The sequence below is a fragment of the Paraburkholderia sp. BL10I2N1 genome (assembly GCF_004361815.1).
In the GTDB taxonomy this organism is placed as follows: domain Bacteria; phylum Pseudomonadota; class Gammaproteobacteria; order Burkholderiales; family Burkholderiaceae; genus Paraburkholderia.
In genome coordinates this window covers 1591818-1615653 of the sequence record NZ_SNWA01000002.1, presented here as the reverse complement: position 1 = coordinate 1615653, position 23836 = coordinate 1591818, and the positions used below count along the sequence as shown (strand labels likewise).

Genomic DNA, 23836 nt, shown 5'->3' with positions numbered 1-23836 from the left:
CGACATGAAATCAACCTTTGCAAAGATCCTGGCAGGCATCGCGGCGCTGAGTCTCGCCGCCTGCGCGGTGCAGCCTGCAACCCACGCGGACCTTCACGAGACCGTGCAAACCGTCGCGCCAAACGCGTGGAGCGTCGCGGCTCCCGAGGCGCCGGTGGCCGCCGACGCGTGGTGGAAGGACTTCGGTGACCCGGTGATGCATCAGCTCGTGACATCGGTGCTGGACGACAACCTCGACGTAGCGGCCGCGGCTGAGCGCGTCAAGCAGGCGCAGGACGTGGCAAAGCAGCGTCACGCAGATCTGCTGCCGGAACTGAATGCGACCGCGACAGCGTCCAACACGCGGCAGAACACCCCGCCGCCGCTCGGCTACGTGCGGCAGGCCGGCATTGGCCTCGCGGCAAGCTGGACGCCCGACGTGTTCGGCGGCGAGCGGCTGGCGTTGCTTGCGGCGCAGGCCCAGGTAAGCGGCAGCAAGCAAGCATTGAACGAACTGCGGCTCGCGCTCGCCGCCAATACGGCGGCCGCGTATATCGATCTGCGCTGGGCGCAGTCGCAGATGCAGATCGTCAAGGACAACGAGCAGATCCGCGCGCGTGCGCTGCGCCTGACCCAGGAGCGCCTGCACTACGGGCTCTCGACGCAGCTTGACGTCGCCCGGGCGCAAAACCAGCTGTCCGATCTGCAGGCGCAGATTCCGCGCGTGCAGTCGACGATCCAGCATCAGTTGAGCCTGATTGCGGTGTATTCGGGCCGCACGCCGGAGAGCGTCGATTCTCTGCTGCTGGCCGACGCACGCGACATTCCGGTGCCCGCGCAAAGCGTGCCGCAGACCGTGCCGTCGGAGGCGTTGCTGCGCCGGCCCGACGTTCGCACCGCCTATGCCGGCGTCGAACAGCGCGCCGCGGAAGTGGGCGAAGCGAAGGCGCAGCGTTACCCGCAGTTCCGCCTGAACCTGACGACCGGGCTGCTTGCATCGTCGTACCTCGGCCTGCCGACCCTGACCGACAACCTCTTTAGCGCGGCGCTGAACGCGACGAGTCCGATCTTCAACGCGGGCCGTATCACCGCAGGCATCGACAAGAGCGAGAGCCAGATGCGCGAATCGCAACTCGGTCTGCATCAAACGATGCTGCAGGCGCTCAAGGAAATCGAGGATACGCGCAGCGATCTGGTGACAAGCGGCGAGCAGGTCGACCGGCTCGGCGGCGCGCTCGATGCATCGAGCCAGGCGCTGCGGCTCTCCAGCGAGCTGTACAAGGGCGGCGCATCGAGCTTCCTGGATGTCCTCGCGGCGCAGGAGGCCTATCTGCAGGACGCGGAATCGCTGAACCAGGCGAAGCGCGAACGCGCGCTCGCGGCGGTTGCGCTGTATCGCTCGCTCGGCGGCGGGTGGGATGCGCAGGATACGTCGACGGTGGCGAGCGTGCCGGCGGCGCCTGCGCCCGCAAAGGCGAACTGAGCCCACCGGAACATGAAAGCCAGCCTCGGGCAAGCGAGGCATCAGCCAGTGCGTTTTACCTCAATCAAAGAGAGATGACGATGAATACCCGAGATGTAGTGATCTGTAACCCCGTGAGAACGCCGATCGGCGCCTTTGGCGGGTCGCTCAAGGATGTTCCCGCAACGGATCTTGGCGCCGCGGCGGTGCGGGAGACGTTGCAGCGCAGCGGTCTCGACGCGAAGGAACTGGCGTCGGTCGTGATGGGCAACGTGGTTCAGGCGGGCAACCGGATGAACCCGGCACGCCAGGCTGCGATCGGCGGCGGCGTGCCGGTGGCGGTGCCCGCGCTGACCGTCAACCGCGTGTGCGGGTCCGGCGCGCAGGCCATCGCTTCCGCAGCGCAGGAGATCTGGCTCGGGTTGGGCAACGCGGCCATTGCAGGCGGCATGGAAAGCATGGAGCGTGCGCCCTATCTGCTTCCGGGCGGCCGCTGGGGCTACCGGATGGGCAACGCCGAGGTGTACGACAGCATGCTGCGCGACGGGCTCGTCGATGCGTTCTCGAATGAGCATTCGGGCTGGCACACGGAAGACCTGGTCACGCAGTTGTCCATCACGCGCGAGGCGCAGGATCGCTGGGCTGCGCGTTCGCAGCAGCGCTTTGCCGCGGCACAGGAGCGTGGTTTCTTCGACGCGGAACTGGTCGCCGTCGAAGTCACGGGACGCAAGGAGCCGGTGCGCTTCGGCCGGGACGAGCAGCCGCGCGCCGATACCACGGTCGAAACGCTCGCCAAACTCCGCCCGGCCTTTCGCCGCGACGGCACCATCACGGCGGGCAATGCGCCGGGCCTGAACAGCGGCGCGGCAGCCATGATCGTTGCGGAGCGCGGCTTTGCCGAGGACCGTGGCATCGAGCCGTTCGCCCGGCTGGTGGCGTTCGGCGTCGCGGCGGTCGAGCCGGGCATGTTCGGTCTCGGGCCGGTGCCCGCCGTCCACATGGCGCTTGAACGCGCAGGCTGGACGCTCGCGCATGTCGAACGGGTTGAAATCAACGAAGCGTTCGCCGCGGTGCCGATTGCCGTCGCACAGAAGCTCGGGCTCGCGGACGACATCATCAACGTGGAAGGCGGCGCGATTGCGCACGGTCATCCGATCGGTGCGACAGGCGCTGTATTGACCACGCGGCTCATCCACTCGATGCGACGCGACGGACTGCGGCGCGGTATCGTCACGCTGTGCATCGGCGGCGGCCAGGGCATCGCGCTGGCGCTCGAGACTGTCTGACCGAAGGCGAACGCGTTGCGCTTCTGCGGCCGGGTTCGAAAGGATCCGGCCGCGGATGCATATGAAGAATCTTTGCTACATTCCGCGTAGACAGGGATGAACGCAGCACCGCGTCCGCGCGCGGCGAGTCTCAATTGATTATCGACGGAGATACGATGCGAATTCTGGTGGTGGGGGCAGGTGCGGTAGGCGGATACTTCGGCGGACGTCTTGCCGCAGCTGGCCGTGACGTGACCTTTCTCGTGCGTGCGCAACGCGCGGAAGAACTGAAGCGTGCGGGTCTCGTGATCAGGAGCCCGCGTGGCGACCTGCTGCTGCGCGACGTAAAAACCGTGCAGGCCGGCGACGCCAGTCAACCGTTCGACCTCGTGATCCTGAGTTGCAAGGCCTACAGCCTCGACGATGCGATCGAATCATTCGCCCCGTTCATTGGGCCGTCGACTGCCATCCTGCCGCTCCTGAACGGCATGCGGCACATCGACGTGCTGACGGAGAAGTTCGGCGCGTCGTGCGTCCTCGGCGGTCTATGCGTGATTGCGGCAACGCTGAATCGCGAGCGCGAAATCGTGCATTTGAACGACTCGCATGCGTTGACCTTCGGCGAACTGGCAGGAAGATTGACTGACCGCGCGCGGGCGGTCGACGAAGTCATGCAAGGCGCCGGCTTCGACGTCACAGCCAGCGACAACGTTCTTCAGCAGATGTGGGCGAAGTGGGTGTTCCTCGCAACGCTGGCGGCCAGCACATGCCTTTGTCGCGCATCCGTCGGCGATATTCTTGCGGCGCCGGACGGCAAGCGCGTGATCGAAGGCTTGCTTTCCGAATGCCGCGCGGTCGCGGCGCACAACGGCTATGCGCTGGGCGAGGATTTTGTTGCGCGGGTGAGCGGGACGCTGTTCGCTACGGGCTCGACGTTGACCGCGTCGATGCTGCGCGACGTCGAGAACCGCTCGCGTACCGAAGCGGATCATATTCTCGGCGATCTAATCCAGCGCGCAAGCGAAGCGCAGCCTGACGACAGGCAGCCTTCGCTGCTGCGCATCGCTTACAGCCATTTGAAAGCCTATGAGGCCCGGCAGGCGCGGGAAGCTTAGACCTGAACGGCGGGCATCGATTGACGCACGCCGTTGGGCCAGTCAATCGATGCAGCGCAGCGGACCGTACACTGAGCGCTTATTTCTCGATCTGCCGGTTCCACCGCGCATCCCACTGGGCGCGGTGCTCGTTGATCGTGTCCCAGTCGACCACGTTCAACTTGTGTACCAGATCATCGACGTTGCCGAGGCTTTGCTGCATCGGTGCCGGCATCTTCGCGAGACGGTTGGTCGGAATCTGCTTGCCGGCTTCCGCCGCCGCTGTCTGAGCGGGCGCGGACAGCAGGAATTGCGCGAGCTTCTGCGCCATTTGCGGATCCGGGCTGTTGTTGACGACGCACAGGTCGACCAGCAGCAGGACCGGCCCTTCCTTCGGGTTCACGTAGGCAACGGGGATGCCCTTATCCTGCAGATCGCCGACCGCAGTCGGCGTCAACGGGAACAGCCCGGCTTCGCCCGTTTGCACCATTTCCGAAATCTTCGCCGAGTTCGGAATGTATTCGACCACGTTCGGCCCGACGGTGGTCGGCCACTTCGTGAAGCCGGGCTCGACGTTCTGCTCGCTGCCGCCCAGCAGCTTGTTGATGGCGAGGAAGCCGTGCAGCCCGAACGTGCTGCTGGAAGCCGACTGGAACACCACCTTGCCCTTGTATTTGGGGTCGGCGAAATCCATCCATGAGGTCGGCGGCGCCCAGCCCTTTTCGGCGAACAGCTTCTTGTTGTAGGCGATACCGGTCATGCCCAGTTGCACGCCCGCGCCAGCGTCGCTCTTCATGCGCGCGAACGGATACAGTTCCTTGAGCACCGGCGAGTCGTCCAGCTTCTGGCACACGCCCATGCTGACCGCGCGTGCCATGACGCCGTCGTCGAGAAACACGACGTGAATCTGTGGGCTGTTCTTGTTGGCGAGGAGCTTCGCGAGAATGTCCGACGACGTGCCCGGCACGACGACGACCTTGACATTGTTCGCCTTCTCGAACATGGGCAGCACCTGGCTCGTGTACGTCTTTTCCATCGGACCGCCATTCATGCCGATGTAAATCGTCTTCGTTTGCGACCACGCGGGTGCGGCTGCACCGAGCGCGCACAATGCGGCTGCGGCTGCGGCCGCGATCGTTCTGAACAGTTTCATGGGTAGGTCTCCAGGGATGGACTAGATGACAGAGGGAGTCGTCACGAATGCAAAGCGGTCGATACTGAACGCGTCGAGTGGTGTAACGGTCGCGCCGTCGACGACAAGCTCCGCGAGCACGTCGCCAACGCCGGGCGCGAGCAGAAAGCCGCCGCCTGAAAAGCCGAATGCGTGCAGCAGGCGCGGCACGGTGCGGCTTGCGCCGATGACGGGATTGCTGTCGGGTGTACTGCCTTCTACGCCGCTCCACGTGCGGATCAACAAGGCGTCGCGCAAGGCGGGCAACAACTGGCAGGCGTCGCGCATCACGGCACGGGTGGTGTCGGTCGACGGCTGGCCGTATTCGCCGTCGCCGCGCCCGCGGCCGCCGCCGATGACGCAGTTGCCGCGCTCGACCTGCCGCGCGTAGATGCTGCCGCCGTAGACGCCGAGGTTGTGGGTAATGAAGCGCGGCAGCGGCTCCGTGACCCACATGTTTGGATAGATCGGCTTCATCGGCACGCTTTCGCCGAAGTAGCCCGCGATCGTATTGCCCCAGGCGCCGGCCGAATTGATGAGCCAGTCCGCGCTGATGCGCTGTTCGCCCGCGCGTAGCCGAAAGCGCGTGCCGTCGTGATGGATGTCGGTGAGTGCGGTCTGCTCGCGGACGTCCGCGCCGGCGGCGCGCGCTGCGCGCGCGAACGCAGGCGAAACGAGGCGCGGGTTCGCGTGGCCGTCGCTGGCGCATAGCGAACCGCCAAGCGCCGCAGCGCCGAGCCATGGATAACGCCGCCTGAACGCATCGCCCGAGATCAACTGCAAGCTGAGACCGTGTTCGTGCGCCATCCTTGCGTACGCTTCGAGCGCGCTCAGGTCTTCCTCGCTTCGCGCGAGGCGCAGATGGCCGGAGACGACGAATTCGCCATGGATGCCGGTCAATTCGGGCAGGCGGTCCCAGATGCGCCGCGCGCGCATGGCCAAAGGCAACTGCTCAGCGGGACGTCCCTGGCAACGCACGCCGCCATAGTTCACGCCGCTTGCCTGGGCGCCGCAAAAGCGGCGTTCGAAGAGACCCACGCGCAATCCGCGCCGCGCCAGTGCGAGCGCTGCCGATGCGCCAACCAGGCCGCCGCCCGCGATTGCGACGTCATAGTGCAGGGCTTCACTCATCGCGTGCTTCCTGTGGGATGGCGGCGACGCCGTCGTCGTACAGCGCGGGCGACATTGGAATCGGCTTGACCGGCGGCTGGCTGCGGATGCGGCCAACCGCCTCCGGCGGCCGGCCGGTTTCTTCGCTGAGCAACGCGATCGCGGCTTCTCCGCACATGCGTCCCTGACAACGGCCCATGCCGACGCGCGTCAGTGCTTTCAGCCGATTGATTTCGCTCGCCTCGCCTGCGCGGATGCAGCGTCGCAGCGTACCTGCGTCGACTTCTTCGCAGCGGCACACGGTCATGTCGTCGGGCCATTGCGACGCGCAATGTTCAGGAGGGGCGAAGGCGGCTTCGATGCCAGCCCGGAAGACCGCAATGTGCTGGAGTTTCCGTTCGAGCGTCGCGACATCTGGCATCGCGCTGCCGTGCGGATGTTCGATACCCAGATCGTCGAGCAGCGCGAGCGCCGCACGTCGCCCGGCGAGTTCGGCCGCATCGGCACCGGCGATGCCTGCGCCGTCGCCCGCCAGGTAGATGCGTGCGACGGAACTGCGGCCGGCCGCATCGAGTTCCGGTAACCAGCAGCGGTTATGCGCGTCGAAGCGGAACCGGCAGCCCGCGAGATCGGCAAGCTGCGTTTCCGGCCGCAAGCCGAAGCCGAGGCCGACGGCATCGCATTCGATTGTCTGAGCGGCGCCATGGCCGCGTTTCCAGCTGATGCCGGTCACGAAGCGCTCGCCGGTGATGCCCGCGAGTGTCACGCTGCGTTCGACTCGCACGCCGCGCGCCTGGAGCCAGCCGACGTAGTAGAGACCCTTCGCAAATGTGCGCGGCTGGCGGGCGAGCTTCGGCGCCGCTGCCAGTTGCTGCGAAAACGCGCTCGTGTCGAGTACAGCTTCGATCCGTGCGCCGGCCTTCACATACTGATACGCAACGAGATACAGCAACGGACCCGTGCCTGCCAGCACCACCCGTTGACCAATGGCGCAGCCTTGCGCCTTCAGCGCGACCTGGGCGCCGCCCATGGTGTAGACACCGGGAAGCGTCCAGCCTGGAATCGGGAGCACGCGGTCGGTGGCACCGCTCGCGATGATCAGATGGGAAAACGGCACACTGCCTTCGCGTCCCGCGTGAAGGGTGTCGAGCCGACCGCCTTCGCAGGCCCACGCGAGCGTATCCGGACGATAGTTGACCCACCGCACCAGCCCGGCCATGGTCGAATGCAGCGCATCTGCCTTGCGCGCCTCGAAGCCATACAACGACTTTTTCGAACGGATAAAGCCGGCATCGAGTGGCGGCTGCCGATAGATCTGCCCGCCCCAGCGGGCGTTCTCATCGATCACCACAGGCGTGAGGCCCGCTGCCACGAGCGTTTCGGCTGCGCGCACGCCAGCCGGACCCGCGCCCACAATCACGATCCGCTGCTGGGCGCTCATCGTCCGGCTCCCGATACGCCGTCGCTTGCCGCGATGCGCGTGACGATTCGCATGCCTGCCACGAGCGGTGTCGAGCACGCACGCACGCGTGCTCCGCTTTCCGTGCGCACCCAGCAATCCTGGCAGGCGCCGATCAGGCAGAAGCCGGCGCGGGGTTCGCCGCTGAATTCGCTGTCGCGCACACGTCGCTGCTGCGTCAGGATCGCGGTCAGGACGGTATCGCCCGCGAGAGCGCTCACGTCCTCGCCGTTGAGCACGAAGGACAGCGGCGCGCGCGCAGTTTCGGCGACGCGGACGAATTGAGGCCCTTCGTCGGATCTCGCGGATTCTGCAACGGACATAGACGCGGATCGCTCTGGAGAAGAATGCGGCATACGTGATGGTGCGAAGGAAGACATCAGTGATTGCCGATCAGGATGCGATTGAGGCCGTACACGCGATCGAGCAGCAGCATCGCGGCCGCCGTGATGAAGATCACCAGCGCGGAAACGGACGCCATCATCGGATCGATCGATTCGGTCGCGTACATATACATCTTGACGGGCAACGTGACGGTTTGCGGCGACGTGACGAAGATAGACATCGTCAATTCGTCGAAGCTGTTGATGAACGCGAGCAGCCAGCCCCCCGTGATGCCGGGCAGGATCATCGGCAGCGTGATGCGGCGAAACGTGGTCCAGCCATCGGCGCCGAGCGAATACGCGGCGTGCTCGACACTGCGGTCGAGGCCGCTCGTCGACGCCAGCACGAGCCGCATCACAAAAGGCGTGATGATGATCATGTGCGCGAGCACGAGCCACGTGAACGAGCCCGTCGCGCCGATCAGCGCGAAGAAGCGCAGAAACGCGATGCCGAGCACGAGGCCGGGGATCACGAGCGGCGACAGGAACAGACCATTGAGAAAGCTGCGACCCGGAAAGCGCGCGCGTCCGATCGCGAGCCCGGCGGGCAATGCGATCGCAAGCGAAAGAGTCGCCGACGCGAACGCGAGTTTCAGGCTGTTGAGGAACGCCGCAATAAAGTCCGGGTAGTCGAGAATCGCGCGGAACCAGCGCAGCGAGAGGCCGTGCGTAGGCAGGGTCAACGTTTCATCGGGCGTGAATGCGACCAGCACGACGATAACGAGCGGCGCGAGCACGAAGAGGATCACGAGCGTGTGGAACGCGAGCGCGAGCGGGCCGTTTTTTCTCATCTCGATCCCCTCAACCCATGCTGCGTGCGTACCGGCGCTCCAGCATCCGGTAGTACGTCAACATGACGACCAGGTTCGCCACCAGCAGCAGTAGCGCGATCGTCGCGCCGAGCGGCCAGTTCAGCGAACTGAGGAATTCGTCGTAGACCGCGGTAGCGGCGACCTTCAGGCGCCGGCCGCCGAGCAGGCCGGGAATGGCGAACGCGCTGGCCGAAAGGCCGAACACCATCAGGCTGCCCGACAGGATGCCGGGCACCAGTTGCGGAAGGACGATGCGGCGCAGGACTGTGGCGGGCGACGCCATCAACGAAAGCGCCGCGTTTTCCGTCTGCGGGTCGAGCTTTTGGAGTGCGGTCCAGACAGGAATCACCATGAACGGCAACATCACGTGCACCAGCGCAATGACGATGGCGAACGTCGTGTATTCGAGCTTGTAGGGCCCCAGTCCGAACAGGCCGAGTGCCTGGTTGATGAGACCGTTGGTGTTGAGCAGCATGCTCCAGCCGAACGCACGCACCACCACGGACACCAGCAGCGGAGCGAGAATCGCGAGCAGGAACAGCGAGCGCCACGGATCACGCATCTTCGACAGCACGTACGCTTCAGGCGTACCGATCACGATGCAAAGCGCCGTCGTGAAGAGCGCAATGCCGAACGTGCGCGCGAAAATCGTATGAAAATACGACGACCCCAGCACTTCCACGTAGTTGCCGAGCTGGAACGCGGCGATCGGACCGCTCGCGGGATCGAAGCGGTAGAACGTCAGCACGAGCGTCATCGCGAGCGGGACCAGCACGAGCGTCGCGAACAGCAGGAACGCGGGCGCGCACAGGAGCCACAGCGGCAGGAGTGCGTGCCACGACGCGCGCTTCGCGCCAGCGTCGCTACGACTGGAGATAGGCATCGTGCTAGCCATGGCGCGCACCCTGTTGAATGAAGCGGATCGCGTCGCTATTCCAGTCGACGCCGACCGTCGCGCCTTCGTCCAGAGGCTCAGTGCCTTCGTTCTGGCAGCAGACCAGCACCTCCCCCAGCGTGCAGTCCACGCGATACAGCCACTGGCTGCCAAGGAAGAAGCGGCTCGTGACGGTGGCCGACAGGCGGCCCGCGCCCGGCGCGCACAGTCGCAGCTTTTCAGGCCGGATGCACAGCGTGACTGCGTCGCCGACGTTGACCGCACGCTCCCGCATCGGCAGTTGTGCCGTCTTGCCGGTTTCGGCGAGCTGATGGCCGAGGTCGATGCGGATCTCATCGCCGACCGTCTCGACGACCGTGCCCGGCAGCATGTTTGCCTTGCCGATGAACTGGGAAACGAACTGGTTTTCGGGGCGTTCATAGGCGCGATACGGGGTATCGACCTGCGTGATGCGCCCGGCTTCCATCACGACGACACGGTCGCTGATCGAGAGCGCTTCCGACTGGTCGTGCGTGACCATGATGGTTGTCGTGCCGATCTTGCGCTGGATCGCGCGCAGTTCGAACTGCATTTCTTCGCGCAGCTTGGCGTCGAGGTTCGACATCGGCTCGTCGAGCAGCAGCACGGGCGGCTCGATCACGATCGCTCGCGCAATGGCGACGCGTTGCCTTTGTCCGCCCGACAGTTCGCGCGGAAAGCGGTGTGCGAGCGTGCCGAGGCGCACCAGCGCCAGCGCTTCGCGGATGCGTTCGCTGCGTTCCGTCTTGCTGAGCCCGCGCATCTCAAGTCCGAAGCCGACGTTTTCGGCGACACTCATATGCGGAAACAGCGCGTAGCTCTGGAACACGATGCCGAGCCCGCGACGGTTCGGCTTCGTGTGCGTGATGTCGAGGCCGTCGAGCGTGATGCGTCCGCGCGTCGTGTCGACGAAGCCGGCGATCATCTGCAACGTGGTTGTCTTGCCGCAACCGGATGGCCCGAGCAGCGAGACGAACTCGCCTTTCTCCACCGACAGGTTCACGTCGACGACCGCATGCAGGTCGCCGAAGGACTTCGTAAGGTCCGTGAGTGTGAGGAACGACATGATCTGGCCTTTCGGTGCACGCGCACCGGCTGAAACAAGGAATCATCTGCTGAAGCCGACTCTAGTCAGCCAATTTTCAGGTCGTCAATTTTGAATTCCGTTTAACGGTATAAAAATGATAAAAATTCTGCTCAATGGAATATTCAACAGACGGACCATTGTCGTATTCCATTTCGGGGTGCAGGGGAAAACCCTATTTAACGAGCGATTAGACAGGTCATCAGACTGCATACTCGCTATTCCATCGAAGAATGAAAGCGTCTATAGTCTTCCATTGAATGGAATAATGCATAGAGGTTTGAATGAAAATTGCTGCGAACCGCGAAATGCAGGCAGGGATAGCGGGCGATACACCCGGCACCGGCACATTGCAGCGCGCATTCGCCGTGATCCGCGCGCTGGCCGCGACGCAGCCCGAGGGCGGGCGCGTCACGCGGCTTGCGAAAGCGGTAGGGCTCACGCAAGGCACCGTGCACCGGATCCTCCAGTCGCTGATGGCGGAAGGCATCGTCGAACAGGACGAAAACTCGAAGCTGTACCGGTTGAGCGTCGACTTCTTCGCACTCGCGGCCCAGGCGGGCAACCCCAACGGCATGCGCACGTTGTGCCGCCCTGCGTTGCTGCGGCTGTGCGCGAGCCTCGGCGATACGATTTTCCTGCTCGTGAAAAGCGGTTTCGACGCAGTGTGTCTCGACATGTGTGAAGGGCCGTTCCCGATCCGCTCGTTTACCGGCGATATCGGCGGGCGTGTCGCGCTGGGTGTCGGGCAGGGCAGTCTCGCAATCCTTGCGTTTCTGCCTGAAGCGGAGCGCGAAGAAATCATCCGCTTCAACGTGCCGCGGATTCGCGGCTATGGCGTGCTCGACGAGGTATATCTGCGTACCGAGATCGAACGTGTGCGTCAGCTTGGTTATGCGGGGCGTAACAGCGGCGTGCTGGATGGCATGGCAGGCGTGGCGGTGCCGATTCTCGACCGGACCGGCGTTGCAGTGGGTGCGCTAAGCGTCGGGACGCTTGCGGCGCGTCTCGGTGAAGACCGTCTGCCAATGGTCGTCGAGCTACTGAAGCGCCAGGCCGATGCGATCGGCCCGCAGACGAATCCGTTCGACGTCGCCCGGCGTCGTCCGCTGCACGGGCTGGCAGGCGCGGTGCCGGGCGAACGGATGGGCTGACGCCTTAACCGTTCACGCATTCCCGGCGTGCTGGAAGCGGGGCGACGGAGGTAAGCTTGGAGCGTGCAGTGGTCAGCAAAAATGGCCATTTCCAGCATATTTGAGGTAACCGGCCGGATGGACATTCACATCACGATCGAGGGTCGGCACGATCTTGCCGGGCAGATCTACCGGCAGCTCAGGGTGGGCATTGTCGAAGGGCGTCTGGCCGGTGGAGTGCAAATTCCTTCCACGCGCGATCTGGCAACACAACTCGGCGTCTCGCGCAAGACGACGCTCGATGTGTTCGAGCGGCTGCTTTCCGAAGGGTATCTGGTGGCGCGGGCCGGTGCGGGCACCTATGTCGCGGAAGGACTGCAACGCTTGCCTGGCGAAAAATCCGCGCATGCGAAGGCGGCCGAAGCGGCGAAAGCCACCGCGCGGGCGAAGGCACGTCCGGTCTGGGACGAAGTCGCGAAATCGATTACGTTGCCGCGGCCAGACGCGCGCGCGACCTTCGATTTTGTTGGCGGCATGACGGACAAGTCGTTGTTTCCGTTCGATGTCTGGCGTACCTGTGTGAATCAGGCGCTGCGCGTGCAGGCGCGTGGCCGTGGCGTCTATCATGATGCCGCCGGCGAGCAGGAACTGCGTCTCGCGATCTCGCGTTATCTCGCGTTCAGCCGGGCGGTCACGAGCAACTGGGACGACGTGCTCGTGACACAGGGTGCACAGCAGGCGCTCGATCTGATCGCGCGCGTGATGCTCCAGCCAGGCGACGTCGCCGCGATCGAGGATCCCGGTTATCCGCCTGCGCGAGCGTGCTTTGCGGCGCTCGGCGCGAAGGTCGTGCCGGTGCCGGTCGACGGGCAAGGTCTCATCGTGAGCAAACTGCCGAAGAACGCGCGGATCGTCTACGTCACGCCATCGCACCAGTTTCCGCTCGGCATGCCGATGAGTCTGGAGCGCCGCGTCGAGTTGCTCGAATGGGCGCAGCAACGCGGCGCGGTCATCATCGAAGACGACTACGACTGCGAATACCGCTTCGAAGGGCGACCGATGGAGCCGCTGAAAAGCCTCGATCGTGCGGGGCTCGTTGCGTACGTCGGCACCTTCTCCAAGACGATTTTTCCCGAGTTGCGGGTGGGATACGTGGTGCCGCCGGCATCGCTGATGGGGCCGCTCTATCGCGCTCGCCAGGTCGGCGACTGGCATGGCTGCACGCTCACGCAGACCGCACTCGCGAACTTCATGCTCGATGGCGACTTCAGGAAGCACCTGCGGCGCATGCACAAGCACTACGCGGAACGCCGCGCGATGCTCATTTGGCATCTGCAAAACGGGCTCGGAGGATGGTTCGAGCCCATCGTGCCCACTGCCGGGATTCACCTTGCCGCGCGGCTCAAGGCGCCGTTGACGGAAGCCGCGGTCATCGAGGTTGCTGCCGGTGCATCGATCGGCCTATATGGCCTCGCGCCTTTTCATGTGCGTGTGCGGCCGCAGCCCGGCTTGATCTTCGGCTATGGCGGCATCGGTGTCGAACAGATCGACAAGGCGTTGACGACGCTCGCCAGACTGATGCCGCAGCTGGCGCATTAGCGCAGCCAGCGTCGTTGCAGACGGGTGCGCCGCTATCTGGCGCAACGCGAAATCTCCCGTAATACACGGGTTTTCCAGTACTTGCGGAGAGCACGCCGTCCGGTTTTGGCATCGACGTATCGGCGGATTTGCGTCGCGCGTGTCAGGGCGATGCTGCGAATCAGGCGTTTCGACAGCAGCGCAAACAGCAGCGCAGCAGACGCCGAAACGAAGCGGCAGACAGCAGTCAAGATGCGTTTGACCCGCTAAAACAGGCATCAAAACGTGTTAAACAGTCAGCGCCGCGCAACAAACCTGCGCTCTTATACACAAAAGATTCGCGCGAATTGCCTGAGCGCTTGTAGAATCCGGCCTTGAAGTGCTCGCATACCGCGTGTGCTTCGTGCATTCACTGACCACAACAGGTAGGAGAAACATGCCGACTTCCGCAAAAAAGGTGGCCAAGAAGGCTGCCACTGTACCGGCCAAGAAAGTTGCAGCGAAGAAAGTGCCTGCTAAGAAAGCAGCAGTAGCTAAGAAGGTCGCCGTGAAGGCGTCCGGCGCACCGTCGCCGATCAAGGACACCTTCACGAAGGCCTCGCTGGCTGCGCACATCGCTGATCGCGCTTCAGTCGAACTGAAGTCCGCCAAGGCCGTCCTGGCCGCGCTCGAAGACACGATCCTCGGCGCAGTGCACAAGAAGGGCGCTGGCGAATTCACGCTGTCCGGTATTCTGAAGATCGTTGCACAAGCTGTTCCGGCGAAGAAGAAGCGCTTCGGCAAAGACCCGTTCACGGGTGAAGAGCGCTGGTTCCCGGCCAAGCCGGCCAGCGTGCGCATCAAGGCACGTGCGCTGAAGAAGCTGAAGGACGCAGCAGCAGGCTGATCGTTACGATCATAGCGTTCGTGACCGCCGCTTTCGGGCGACGGTCGCACCAGCCTGGCAGTATAGGAATCCCCGCGGACTCGCGTCCACGGGGATTTTTTTTGGTGCGCCCAGCATGGGCGCACTCTTGTGGGTGCAAGTCCCACCACGAGGTGATCACAGCGAGTGAAGCGAAGCGCAACTGCGAGAGGGTGACTGATCGTGGGGAGGAAGCGTGGAGCGAAACTGCGAGCCGATGGACAAGAACTGGATAGAAGGCGTGGTTGACCAGGGCAAGCGGGCCAAAAACCGCAAAGCTCTCGTGATCAAGGGGCAACGACGTAGATCCGGCGGTTGTGCAGTGAAGGAGTGCGTTCTTACCTGGGGAGATCTCGCCTCGTGTCTGAAAGGACGACGGCGTCGAGCCGGAGCGAGAAGTCAGCAGAGGCCGTAGTAGTCACAGGACGGGCCGATGAGGCCGAAGCTGGTGACGAAGGGCCAAACGGGAAGGAGTGTCCAAGGTCATGTCGATGCGGCAGGCAATGCGTCAGATGCCCGTGCAAACGGGGCGAGCGGGAGTAGCACGCGGTGAAGCCGCGGGCGTACCCGTGAGCGACGAAGCCTGCTGCCCGCGGCATGCATCTGGGGACACAGGGTCAGCGCTGCTGGAAGCGGCGCTGACGAGAGAGAACCTGAAGCAGGCGTTCAAACGGGTCCGGTCCAACAAGGGAGCCGCTGGCGTGGACGGTCTGGACATTGACCAGACGTCGCGTCATCTGGTGACGGCGTGGCCTGCGATCCGTGAACAGTTGCTGAAGGGGACGTACCGGCCCAGCCCGGTACGGCGGGTGACGATTCCGAAACCGGACGGAGGCGAGCGCGAGCTTGGCATCCCGACGGTGACGGACCGTCTGATCCAGCAGGCGTCGGAGTGATCCGTCCGATCCGGGCGTATCTGAACAGCGGCATCATGGATGGCGGCGTGGTCCAGCAACGGGATCAGGGCACGCCGCAGGGCGGGCCGCTATCCCCGTTGCTGGTCAACGTGCTGCTCGATGAAGTGGACAAGGAACTGGAACGGCGGGGTCATTGCTTCGCGCGCTACGCCGACGATGCGAATGTGTACGTTCGTAGCCGCCGTGCTGGCGAGCGGGTGATGGCACTCCTGCGACGCCTGTACGGGCGATTGCGGCTGAAGGTCAACGAGGTCAAAAGCGCTGTGGCGAGCGTGTGGGGTCGCAAGTTTCTGGGCTACAGCCTGTGGGTGGGTGCGGGTGGTGTGGTCAAACGCAAGGTGGCGGCCAAACCGCTGCTGGCGTTCAAGCACCGTATCCGCCAACTGACTGGTCGTCTGGGTGGGCGCAGCATGAAGGCGGTGGTGGAACAGTTACGCTCTTATGTGCAGGGCTGGAAGGCGTACTTCCGGTTGGCACAAACCCCGAAAATCTGGCGTGAGCTGGATGAGTGGATGCGTCACCGGTTACGCGCCATCCAACTCAAGCACTGGCGTCGTGGTCCCACCATCTTCCGGGCACTGCGTATGTTGGGCGCGTCTGTGGAGATAGCGCGACAGGTAGCGGCGAATACCCGCCGCTGGTGGCGCAACAGCGATCGCGCTCTCAAACGTGTACTCACGATCGCCTACTTCGACCGGCTGGGTGTGCCCCGTCTCTCATAACCTCAACTTCCCGAACCGCCCGGTGCGGACCCGCATGCCGGGTGGTGTGGCAGGGGCACGGCCTTATGGCCGTCCCCTATGCCGATCCCGCAGTTCTACTATGCTGCGTCGACTTTGCCTCGCTGTAGATCTCGGGAGCGCTCTGCCAGGCGCAGGTGCACCGGAGTAGCGCATTGGTCGCGCCAGCGGTAGGATGATGTCGTCGTCGTGCCCGCCGGATGCGCCGTTCAGGTGCATTCGACGTCAGTTTGCGCAGGGAAGAGAATGGCATAACGCTTGCTTGAGGCTAGACCGTTGTCGAACACCGAATGCGCAGCGCATTCGCCTTCTATCCGACAAAAAGAGCGGGGCGTGACATGCGATGCTATGACGAGATGCGTCATCACGACGAAGCCGTGCGGCCACACTATGCACGGTTCGAGCGTTGGCTGGTGCAACAGGGCGGCGATGCGATCGCCCGCAAGCGTGCCGAAGCAGATCTGCTGTTCCGGCGGGTGGGGATTACGTTCGCAGTTAACGGCGACCTGTCCGGAACCGAGCGGCTGATCCCGTTTGACCTCATTCCGCGCATCATTCCGCGTAACGAGTGGCAGACGCTTGAAGCGGGTCTGCGCCAGCGCGTGCAGGCGCTCAACCTGTTCATTCACGACGTCTATCACGACCGCAATATCGTCAAGGCCGGCATCGTTCCCGCGGCGCAGGTCTACACGAACGCGCAGTACCGGCCGGAGATGCAGGGCGTCGACGTGCCGCTCGGCGTCTATGCACACATTGCGGGCGTCGATGTGGTGCGCGCGGGTGAAGACGGCCAGTTCTACGTGCTGGAAGACAATCTGCGCGTGCCCTCGGGCGTCTCCTACATGCTCGAAAACCGCAAGATGATGATGCGGCTGTTTCCTGAGCTCTTCGTGCAGAACCGTATCGCGCCAGTTGCGCACTATCCCGACCTGCTGCTCGACACCTTGCGCTCGGTGGCCCCGGAAGGCGTCGACGACCCGGTTGTCGTTGTCCTCACGCCAGGCATGTACAACTCGGCGTATTTCGAACACACCTTCCTCGCGCAGCAGATGGGCGTCGAACTGGTCGAAGGCAAGGATCTGTTCGTCGACGACAACTACGTCTTCATGCGCACGACGCAGGGACCGAAGCGCGTCGACGTGATCTACCGCCGCGTCGATGACGATTTTCTCGACCCGCTCGCGTTTCGCAGCGACTCGGCGCTGGGGGTGCCGGGTCTGCTCACCGCTTACCGGGCAGGCCGTGTCGCGCTGGCGAACGCCATGGGCACCGGCATCGCCGACGACAAATCGATCTATCCGTATGTACCCGAGATGATCGAGTTCTACCTCGGCGAAAAGCCGATCCTGAACAACGTGCCGACCTTCCAGTGCCGCAAGCCCGACGACCTTGCGTACACGCTCGCGCATCTGCCCGAACTCGTCGTGAAGGAAGTGCATGGCGCGGGCGGATACGGGATGCTGGTTGGGCCGGCAGCGACGACAGCGGAAATCGAGGCGTTCCGCGAGCGGCTCATCGCGCGGCCGGCCGGTTACATCGCGCAGCCTACGCTCGCGCTGTCGGCTTGCCCGACCTTCGTCGAGTCGGGCATCGCGCCTCGCCATATCGATCTGCGGCCCTTCGTGCTGTCGGGCAAGACCGTGACGATGGTGGCGGGCGGTCTCACGCGTGTGGCGCTGCAGGAAGGCTCGCTCGTGGTCAATTCGTCGCAGGGAGGCGGGACCAAAGACACCTGGATGACCGACTGACAGGGTTGCATTCGCAACGAACGAGGCAAGCCGGCGAAACGCATCGCCGGCGAGAAACCGGTAACCAGCGCAGGCCGTCCGTGCCCTGCGCTCATCAACAACGGAAAGCCGTCATGCTAAGCCGCACCGCCGACCACCTCTTCTGGATGGCCCGTTACATGGAGCGCGCCGAGAACACCGCGCGCATGCTCGACATCAACCTGAAAGCGCTGCTGTTGCCGCAAACGGCCGAACAGGAGGCGCGGGCGCAGCGTTCGGTGCTGCGCATCTCAGAACTCGAAGGCGCTTTCGCGCAGCGCTACGACGAACCGACCCGCGAGCACGTGCTCCACTTCATGGTTGCGGATGCCGGCAACCCGTCGAGCATCTATTCGTGTTTGCAGGCGGCGCGTGAAAACGCCCGCGCCGTGCGCGGCACGTTGACCACCGAATGGTGGGAAACGATCAACGATACGTGGCTCGAATTCACGGAGCGCACGGCCTCGGGGCAACTCACTGCACATCCGGTGGCGCTCTTCGAGTGGGTCAAGTTCCGCTCGCATCTGTCGCGCGGCGTGACGCTCGGCACCGCCTTGCAGGACGATGCGTTCTTCTTCACGCAACTCGGCACGTTCCTCGAGCGGGCGGACAACACCGCGCGGATTCTCGATGTGCGCTTTGCCGACGTCGAGCCGAATTCACGCGATGCCGCGCGTCAGCTCGAGGATTTTTATTACTGGACGTCGATCCTGAGTTCGGTGTCGGCGCTCGAAATCTATCGCAAGGTCTATCGCGACGTCGTCACGCCAGCGCGCGTGGTCGAGCTGATGATCCTGAATCCGCAGATGCCGCGTTCGCTGCTGGCCTCGCTCGAAGGCGTGTGCGCGAATCTCGCGATGCTGCGCACGTCGGGATCGAATCAGTGCGAGCGTTTTGCCGGCAAGCTGCGCGCGGAGCTGGTGTATTCCGATATCCGGCAGATCTTCGAGGCGGGTCTGCATGCGTATCTGACGCAGTTTCTCGCCCGCGTGTTCGAACTCGGCGGACTGGTTGCGCGTACCTATCTGATGCTGCCAGTCGCCTGATGGAGGTTTTATGTATTTGACGATTCGCCACGACACCTCCTACCGCTACGAAACGACGGTTCATTACTCGATCCAGCAACTGCGCCTGACACCCGCGAGCGGGGCATCGCAGGTGGTGCGCCGCTGGAGTATCGAGGCGCCCGGCAAGCTCGATGCTACTTTCGATGCCTACGGCAACGTGCTGCACACGCTCGTGCTGAACAAGCCGCACAGCGAGATCCGTTTGCGCGTATCGGGGGAAATCGATACGTTTCCGCTCATCGACGGCCTGTTGCCCGATGGTCCCGGTCCGGTTCCGCTCGAGCACTTCACGTGTTCGACGCCGTTGACCGATGCCGATACCGCTGTGTGCGAGCTGGCGCGGTCGGTGCCTGCGCTCACGTCACCGGCCTCGTTGATCGCACTGTCGGAGAGAATCATTGAGCGTGTGGAATTCCAGTCCGGGGTGACCGAAGTGACCAGTACCGCCGCAGAAGCGCTCGCGCTCGGCAAGGGCGTCTGCCAGGACCACGCGCACCTGATGCTTGCCTGTTGCCGCGCGCGCGGCGTGCCGGCGCGCTATGTAAGTGGCTACATTGAGCCCGGCGATGTGCCGCACGGCGCAAGCCATGCATGGGTCGACGTGTGGCTCGAGGGGCTGGGCTGGACGTCGGTTGACGTGACGCACGCCACGTTCGCCAGCGAGATCTACTGCCGGCTCGCGGTGGCTCGCGATTACGAGGCGGCGGCGCCGGTACGCGGCCGCAGGATCGGTGGCAGGGAGGAGAAGCTGAACGTGTCGGTGACGGTCAGCGCACAGATACCGCAATGAGCGGGTTCAGGCTCGATCCCAGGTTCCGGTCAGGTTTCAGCGACAGACCCGATCGAGCCCGAGCCGGCCCCAACTGGCTCGGCGAGGCCCATCAAGGCTCCACCAGGGGCATTCGCCCTTTCACAAAGCTCGCCACGCAGCCGATATAACGCAGGAAGCGTCAAGGACACCGTCCTGGCGCATTACAATAGCGGCGTTCGGTCGTTTTCTGGATTTTGCAAACATGACTTACTGCGTGGCGATGTGCGTGGATGAAGGCCTTGTGTTCCTGTCGGATACGCGCACCAACGCGGGCGTCGATCACATCAGCACGGCGCGCAAGATGTCCGTGTTCGAACAGCCCGGCGAGCGCGTGCTCGTGCTGCTTGGCGCGGGTAATCTATCCCTGACCCAGGCGGTGCTGCATGCGCTCAGTGAACCCGCTGACTCCGCAAAGCCGACGCTGTGGACGGTCGCGACGGTCGCCGAGGCGGCCCGTGTGGTCGGCGAGGCTGTGCGCCAGGTCTATCAGCGCGAAGCCCAGGCGCTGCAGGAATTCGGCGTCGACTTCAACTGCAGCTTCATCCTGGGCGGTCAGATCGCCGCGGAAGGGGGGGCAGCAACGATGCCGCGTCTCTTCATGATCTACTCGGCGGGCAATTTCATCGAAGCGTCGAGCGTGAGCCCCTATTTCCAGATTGGTGAATCGAAGTACGGCAAGCCGATCATCGACCGCGTACTGACGCCCGCGACACCGCTCGACGAAGCCGCCAAGTGCGCGCTGATCTCGATGGACTCGACGCTGCGTTCGAACCTGTCGGTGGGCTTGCCGCTCGACCTGCTGGTCTATGAAAAGCATGCATTGCATGTGACCCGTTTCGTCTCGGTCGATCAGGACAACGCGTACTACCAGATGATTCATCGCACCTGGGGCGATCAATTGCGCCGCGTCTTCAGTTCGATTCCCGACCCGGCGTGGGAGAACTCGGGCGACGTGCCGCTGCGCCAGCGTGGCCACGCCCCCGTGGTGCAGCACAACGGCGCCGATGGCGTGCATGGACAGCCGGACCACCAGGCTGCACAGACGCTTGCTCAGGCGGACAGGCACAAGGCGCAGCATTAAGCACCAGCACCTGCACGCTCATCGAGCCACTGCTGCATAGCAAAAAGCCGGACGTAGGTCCGGCTTTTTGCTATGCAGCGATACCGTATGTGGCGTCGTCGACGGAAACAAAAAAGCCAGCCATCGGCGGATGCCTCTGGCTGGCTTCTTATTACGTCTGCTTCAACTACACATCAGGTCCTGATCAGAACTTGTGACGGATACCGAGGCTGACCATGACCTGGTTGTCGGTGCTCGACTGGTTGCCATACGAAGCGATCGAAGCCGTCGAGGAAACGAGGAGGCCCGTGGTCGGGTCGCGTTGTTCGCCGCTTGCATGCTGCCAGGCGCCAACCAGGTAGAAGTCTGTGCGCTTCGAGATCGAGTAATCGCCACCCAGCGACACCTGGTGATACGTCGCGGACGCGTCGCCGTGGCCCTTCGTGTAGGCGTAGCCAAGACCCAGCAGCGCTGCCGGCGTGAGCTGATAGCCCAAATAGACGCGGCCGACTTCGTACTTCTGAGTCTGATTGAAGAGCGAACTTCCGTCATGGTAGTACTGCGCGTTGCTGTAGCTCAGGCTACCCGTCCACGGACCGGTAACGTACTGAGCAGCCACCGAAGCGATGCCGATCCTCGACGCAGTAGCGTAGGCGGCGTTGATGCCTGCGTTTGCCGGGAAGTTGGAGTCAAACGTGCCATCCGACGTGCTGCTCCAGCCCGAGCGGAAGGTCGTCGCGTTGAAGTTGTGCATCGAGAGGTAGCCAGCAGCAATGCTGAACGGACCCGTTGCATACGTTCCCGCAGCGCCCCACGTCTGGCCCGAACCCGTTGCACCCGCAACGCCGCCCAGTGCGTACATGCCTTCGAACTGGAAGCCTGCGAACAGCGGCGAAACGTACTTGATAGCGCTGTTCGTACGCGAGCTGTTGTCGTTGTTGTCGACGTCGCCCGGCGTAGCAAACGTGCTGCCGAAGTAGTTGTCGCCCGTCAGCGGCTGGACCATGTCAACGACCGGGTCGTACTGACGACCAGCCGTCAGGGTACCGTAGGCGTCGTGCGTCATGCCAACGTACGCCTGGCGACCGAACAGGCGGCCGCCTTGATTCGACCTGCCGGTGTTGATGTCAAAGCCGCTTTCCAACTGGAAAATCGCCTTCAGGCCACCGCCCAGGTCTTCCGTACCTTTCATGCCCCAGCGGTTACCTTGAAGGTTGCCGCCGTACATTTGCCACAATGCGCCGCCATGGGGCGTGGCATTGTTCACGTACTGGATCGATTCATCGAGCAGGCCGTACAGCGTGACGCTGCTTTGAGCGTGGGCAACACCTGCAGTGCCCAGCAGTGCCAGCGAGAGGGTAGACAATGCGATTCGTTTCATCATTTCTCCACGCAAATGATTGGTTTTCGTAGTTGCGATTCGAGAATAGCTCAGGGTGACTAAATGTAAGAACTGAAAAAAACTCACTGTCTCTAAAATGTGACACCTGGCCAGAAACCGCATAAATACGCCATCGGCGTCGCTATTGCTAATTTGGCAATAGTGAATGTTTCACTCGGCAATATTATTGTTGCGATGAGAGTGATCGTATGAAAACGGCAAAAGCAGATTGATACGATGAAAGTAAGCTGTATTGAACTTGTATATTCCGCGCGATGATTGCAGCGGTCGTTTAAACAGCGAAAAGACGCAGATAAAGCACTGCGGACTGGACTTTTTCCGCAGATCGTGGCTGCTACGACGATTGGCGGCCGTCGTCGGCCGCGCGGTTCGCCGGAGTAGAGTTTTCGGTATTCCGGCGCCCCGCCACCGTCGTGACGACGAAAGCCGCGCCAGCCGCGATCAGCATCGAGCCCCACGGATACCGCCTGACGTAACGGTCGGCGTCGGCGGCCGTACGTGCGGCCCGAACGAAGGTAGCGGCAGCGGCGCGAGTGGCCTGTTTTTCGGCACGCGCCAGAGAGCCGCCGAGGCTGGTCAGGACGGGTGGAGACGGCTGCGGCGACCCGCCAGACGCCGGGTCTGGATTGACGGGCGCAGCGTCAGCGCGATCAGTCGAAACGCCGCTTTGTGAGCGGTTGACCGAAACCGTGGACGCCGCGATCGCCGAAGCAAGCATGACCCGGCTACCCGGCAACACCTCTTCCTGTCTGCCCCACGGGCCGCGCGGATCGTGCAGTCGCCCGCGCGCCGCCGAAAATTCCGCACCCAGCAGTAGCACCAGCGCCGAAAAATAGAGCCACATCAGCAGCACGGCGAGCGAGCCGGCTGCGCCGAACGAGTTAGCCATGCCAGCGTGCGCGAGATAAAGCGCGAACAGCTTCTTGCCTGCGGAGAACAGCAACGCCGAGACGAAGCCGCCCACCAGCGCATCGCGCCACTGCACCGGCGCGTCAGGGAGGAACTTGAGCAATGCGGCGAACGCCACGGCCAGAACGAAGAGGCCGACGGCCAGCTGAAGAAGATTGCCGATCATGAGATAGGGGGAGTCGCCGAGCAGCCATCTGCCGACGAAGGTGATCGCGGCATCGAGCACCAGCGATACGATCAGCAGAAACGCGACCCCCAGCACAAGACCGAACGAAATGAGCCGCACCCGCACAAGCGCGAGCACGCTCGACGTGCGAGGTCCGGAGAAGGGCCAGACTATATTGAGTGCGCTGTTCAGCGACGAGAACGTCGCCGATGCGCCAATGGCGAGCAGTACAAACGAGATGATCGCGGCGATGCCTCCCGCGCTGCCGCTGTGGTGCGCGTTCTGAACGATGGTTTGCACGCCGGCGGCCGCGTCGTCGCCAAGTACGCCGTGAACCTCGCGAAACAGTTCGCCGCGCGCCGCATCGGCGCCGAAGAACCAGCCTGCGACTGCAATCACCATGACAAGCGTCGGTGCGAGCGAAAACGCGGCATAGAAAGCGATGCCCGCCGCCATCGCGGCGCAACGGTTCTCCGCGAACTGCCTGAAAGCGCCGACCGCCCATGAGGCCTGCTTGCGTGCGGCGCTCTGAAGCTTGTCGGTGGAAAGCGTGTCCATGCGTGCTGTTCCTGACTGGATCAATGCAGTGGACGCGGCGGCCGTGGGCGCTACGCCGGCGAGCCTTAGCATTGGTTGACTTCGCGCAAACCC

Annotated in this window: 19 protein-coding genes and 1 pseudogene; 11 read left to right on the top strand and 9 right to left on the bottom strand. The window is 63.5% G+C overall.

Annotated elements, in window-relative coordinates:
• Positions 1–4 precede the first annotated feature (4 nt).
• The 3 genes from B0G77_RS29300 (at position 5) to panE (ending at position 3821) form a co-directional block, all read left to right on the top strand.
• Positions 5–1462: an efflux transporter outer membrane subunit gene (locus B0G77_RS29300; protein ID WP_133665398.1), complete on the top strand. Its 1458-nt coding sequence runs from the start codon at positions 5–7 to the stop codon at positions 1460–1462.
• Positions 1463–1542: 80 nt separating this feature from the next.
• A complete protein-coding gene (locus B0G77_RS29295; protein ID WP_133665397.1) occupies positions 1543–2727 on the top strand; it encodes an acetyl-CoA C-acetyltransferase in 1185 nt (394 codons plus the stop codon).
• Positions 2728–2882: 155 nt separating this feature from the next.
• Positions 2883–3821: a 2-dehydropantoate 2-reductase gene (gene panE, locus B0G77_RS29290; RefSeq protein WP_133665396.1), complete on the top strand. Its 939-nt coding sequence runs from the start codon at positions 2883–2885 to the stop codon at positions 3819–3821.
• A 79-nt stretch (positions 3822–3900) separates the two neighbouring features.
• On the opposite strand, the gene B0G77_RS29285 is transcribed toward panE, so the two are convergent.
• The 7 genes from B0G77_RS29285 to B0G77_RS29255 are packed head-to-tail and all read right to left on the bottom strand — an operon-like array spanning position 3901 to position 10714.
• Entirely contained in the window at positions 3901–4953 is a 1053-nt protein-coding gene (locus tag B0G77_RS29285; protein WP_133665395.1) for an ABC transporter substrate-binding protein, read from the bottom strand.
• Positions 4954–4974: 21 nt separating this feature from the next.
• Positions 4975–6102 carry an FAD-binding oxidoreductase gene (locus B0G77_RS29280; RefSeq protein ID WP_133665394.1) on the bottom strand — a complete coding sequence of 376 codons (1128 nt, stop codon included), beginning with the start codon at positions 6100–6102 and terminating at the stop codon, positions 4975–4977.
• Positions 6095–7522: an FAD/NAD(P)-binding oxidoreductase gene (locus B0G77_RS29275; RefSeq protein WP_133665393.1), complete on the bottom strand. Its 1428-nt coding sequence runs from the start codon at positions 7520–7522 to the stop codon at positions 6095–6097. The genes B0G77_RS29280 and B0G77_RS29275 overlap by 8 nt, the downstream gene beginning before the upstream one ends.
• Positions 7519–7863, bottom strand: a complete 345-nt coding sequence (locus B0G77_RS29270; protein ID WP_133665392.1) for a (2Fe-2S)-binding protein — start codon at positions 7861–7863, stop codon at positions 7519–7521. The genes B0G77_RS29275 and B0G77_RS29270 overlap by 4 nt, the downstream gene beginning before the upstream one ends.
• Positions 7864–7919: 56 nt before the next feature.
• Positions 7920–8714: an ABC transporter permease gene (locus B0G77_RS29265; protein ID WP_133665391.1), complete on the bottom strand. Its 795-nt coding sequence runs from the start codon at positions 8712–8714 to the stop codon at positions 7920–7922.
• Positions 8715–8724: 10 nt separating this feature from the next.
• Entirely contained in the window at positions 8725–9630 is a 906-nt protein-coding gene (locus B0G77_RS29260) for an ABC transporter permease (RefSeq protein ID WP_133665390.1), read from the bottom strand.
• Positions 9623–10714: an ABC transporter ATP-binding protein gene (locus B0G77_RS29255; protein ID WP_133665389.1), complete on the bottom strand. Its 1092-nt coding sequence runs from the start codon at positions 10712–10714 to the stop codon at positions 9623–9625. The genes B0G77_RS29260 and B0G77_RS29255 overlap by 8 nt, the downstream gene beginning before the upstream one ends.
• Positions 10715–11016: 302 nt before the next feature.
• Here B0G77_RS29255 and B0G77_RS29250 point away from each other — a divergent pair, with 302 nt between their 5' ends.
• The 8 genes and pseudogenes from B0G77_RS29250 to B0G77_RS29210 all read left to right on the top strand — a co-directional run bounded on the left by B0G77_RS29250 (position 11017) and on the right by B0G77_RS29210 (position 20729).
• Positions 11017–11886 carry an IclR family transcriptional regulator gene (locus B0G77_RS29250; protein ID WP_133665388.1) on the top strand — a complete coding sequence of 290 codons (870 nt, stop codon included), beginning with the start codon at positions 11017–11019 and terminating at the stop codon, positions 11884–11886.
• Positions 11887–12003: 117 nt separating this feature from the next.
• Entirely contained in the window at positions 12004–13464 is a 1461-nt protein-coding gene (locus B0G77_RS29245) for a PLP-dependent aminotransferase family protein (protein WP_133665387.1), read from the top strand.
• Between the two features lie 415 nt (positions 13465–13879).
• On the top strand, positions 13880–14329 hold the full coding sequence (locus B0G77_RS29240; RefSeq protein ID WP_133665386.1) for an HU family DNA-binding protein: 450 nt from the start codon (positions 13880–13882) through the stop codon (positions 14327–14329).
• Positions 14330–14832: 503 nt separating this feature from the next.
• Positions 14833–15986, top strand: a pseudogene (locus B0G77_RS29230) (reverse transcriptase domain-containing protein).
• A 356-nt stretch (positions 15987–16342) separates the two neighbouring features.
• Positions 16343–17752 (top strand): circularly permuted type 2 ATP-grasp protein, encoded by a 1410-nt coding sequence (locus B0G77_RS29225; protein WP_133665385.1) that lies wholly within the window; start codon positions 16343–16345, stop codon positions 17750–17752.
• Positions 17753–17865: 113 nt separating this feature from the next.
• A complete protein-coding gene (locus B0G77_RS29220; RefSeq protein ID WP_133665384.1) occupies positions 17866–18816 on the top strand; it encodes an alpha-E domain-containing protein in 951 nt (316 codons plus the stop codon).
• A gap of 10 nt (positions 18817–18826) precedes the next feature.
• Complete coding sequence (locus B0G77_RS29215; protein WP_133665383.1) at positions 18827–19627, top strand: transglutaminase family protein; 801 nt, start codon at positions 18827–18829, stop codon at positions 19625–19627.
• A gap of 223 nt (positions 19628–19850) precedes the next feature.
• On the top strand, positions 19851–20729 hold the full coding sequence (locus tag B0G77_RS29210) for a proteasome-type protease (protein WP_133665382.1): 879 nt from the start codon (positions 19851–19853) through the stop codon (positions 20727–20729).
• Between the two features lie 184 nt (positions 20730–20913).
• Here B0G77_RS29210 and B0G77_RS29205 read toward each other — a convergent pair whose 3' ends face one another.
• Both B0G77_RS29205 and B0G77_RS29200 read right to left on the bottom strand, forming a co-directional pair.
• Positions 20914–22089, bottom strand: a complete 1176-nt coding sequence (locus B0G77_RS29205; RefSeq protein WP_133665381.1) for a porin — start codon at positions 22087–22089, stop codon at positions 20914–20916.
• Between the two features lie 355 nt (positions 22090–22444).
• A complete protein-coding gene (locus B0G77_RS29200) occupies positions 22445–23743 on the bottom strand; it encodes a YihY/virulence factor BrkB family protein (protein ID WP_133665380.1) in 1299 nt (432 codons plus the stop codon).
• Between the last annotated feature and the right edge of the window lie 93 nt (positions 23744–23836).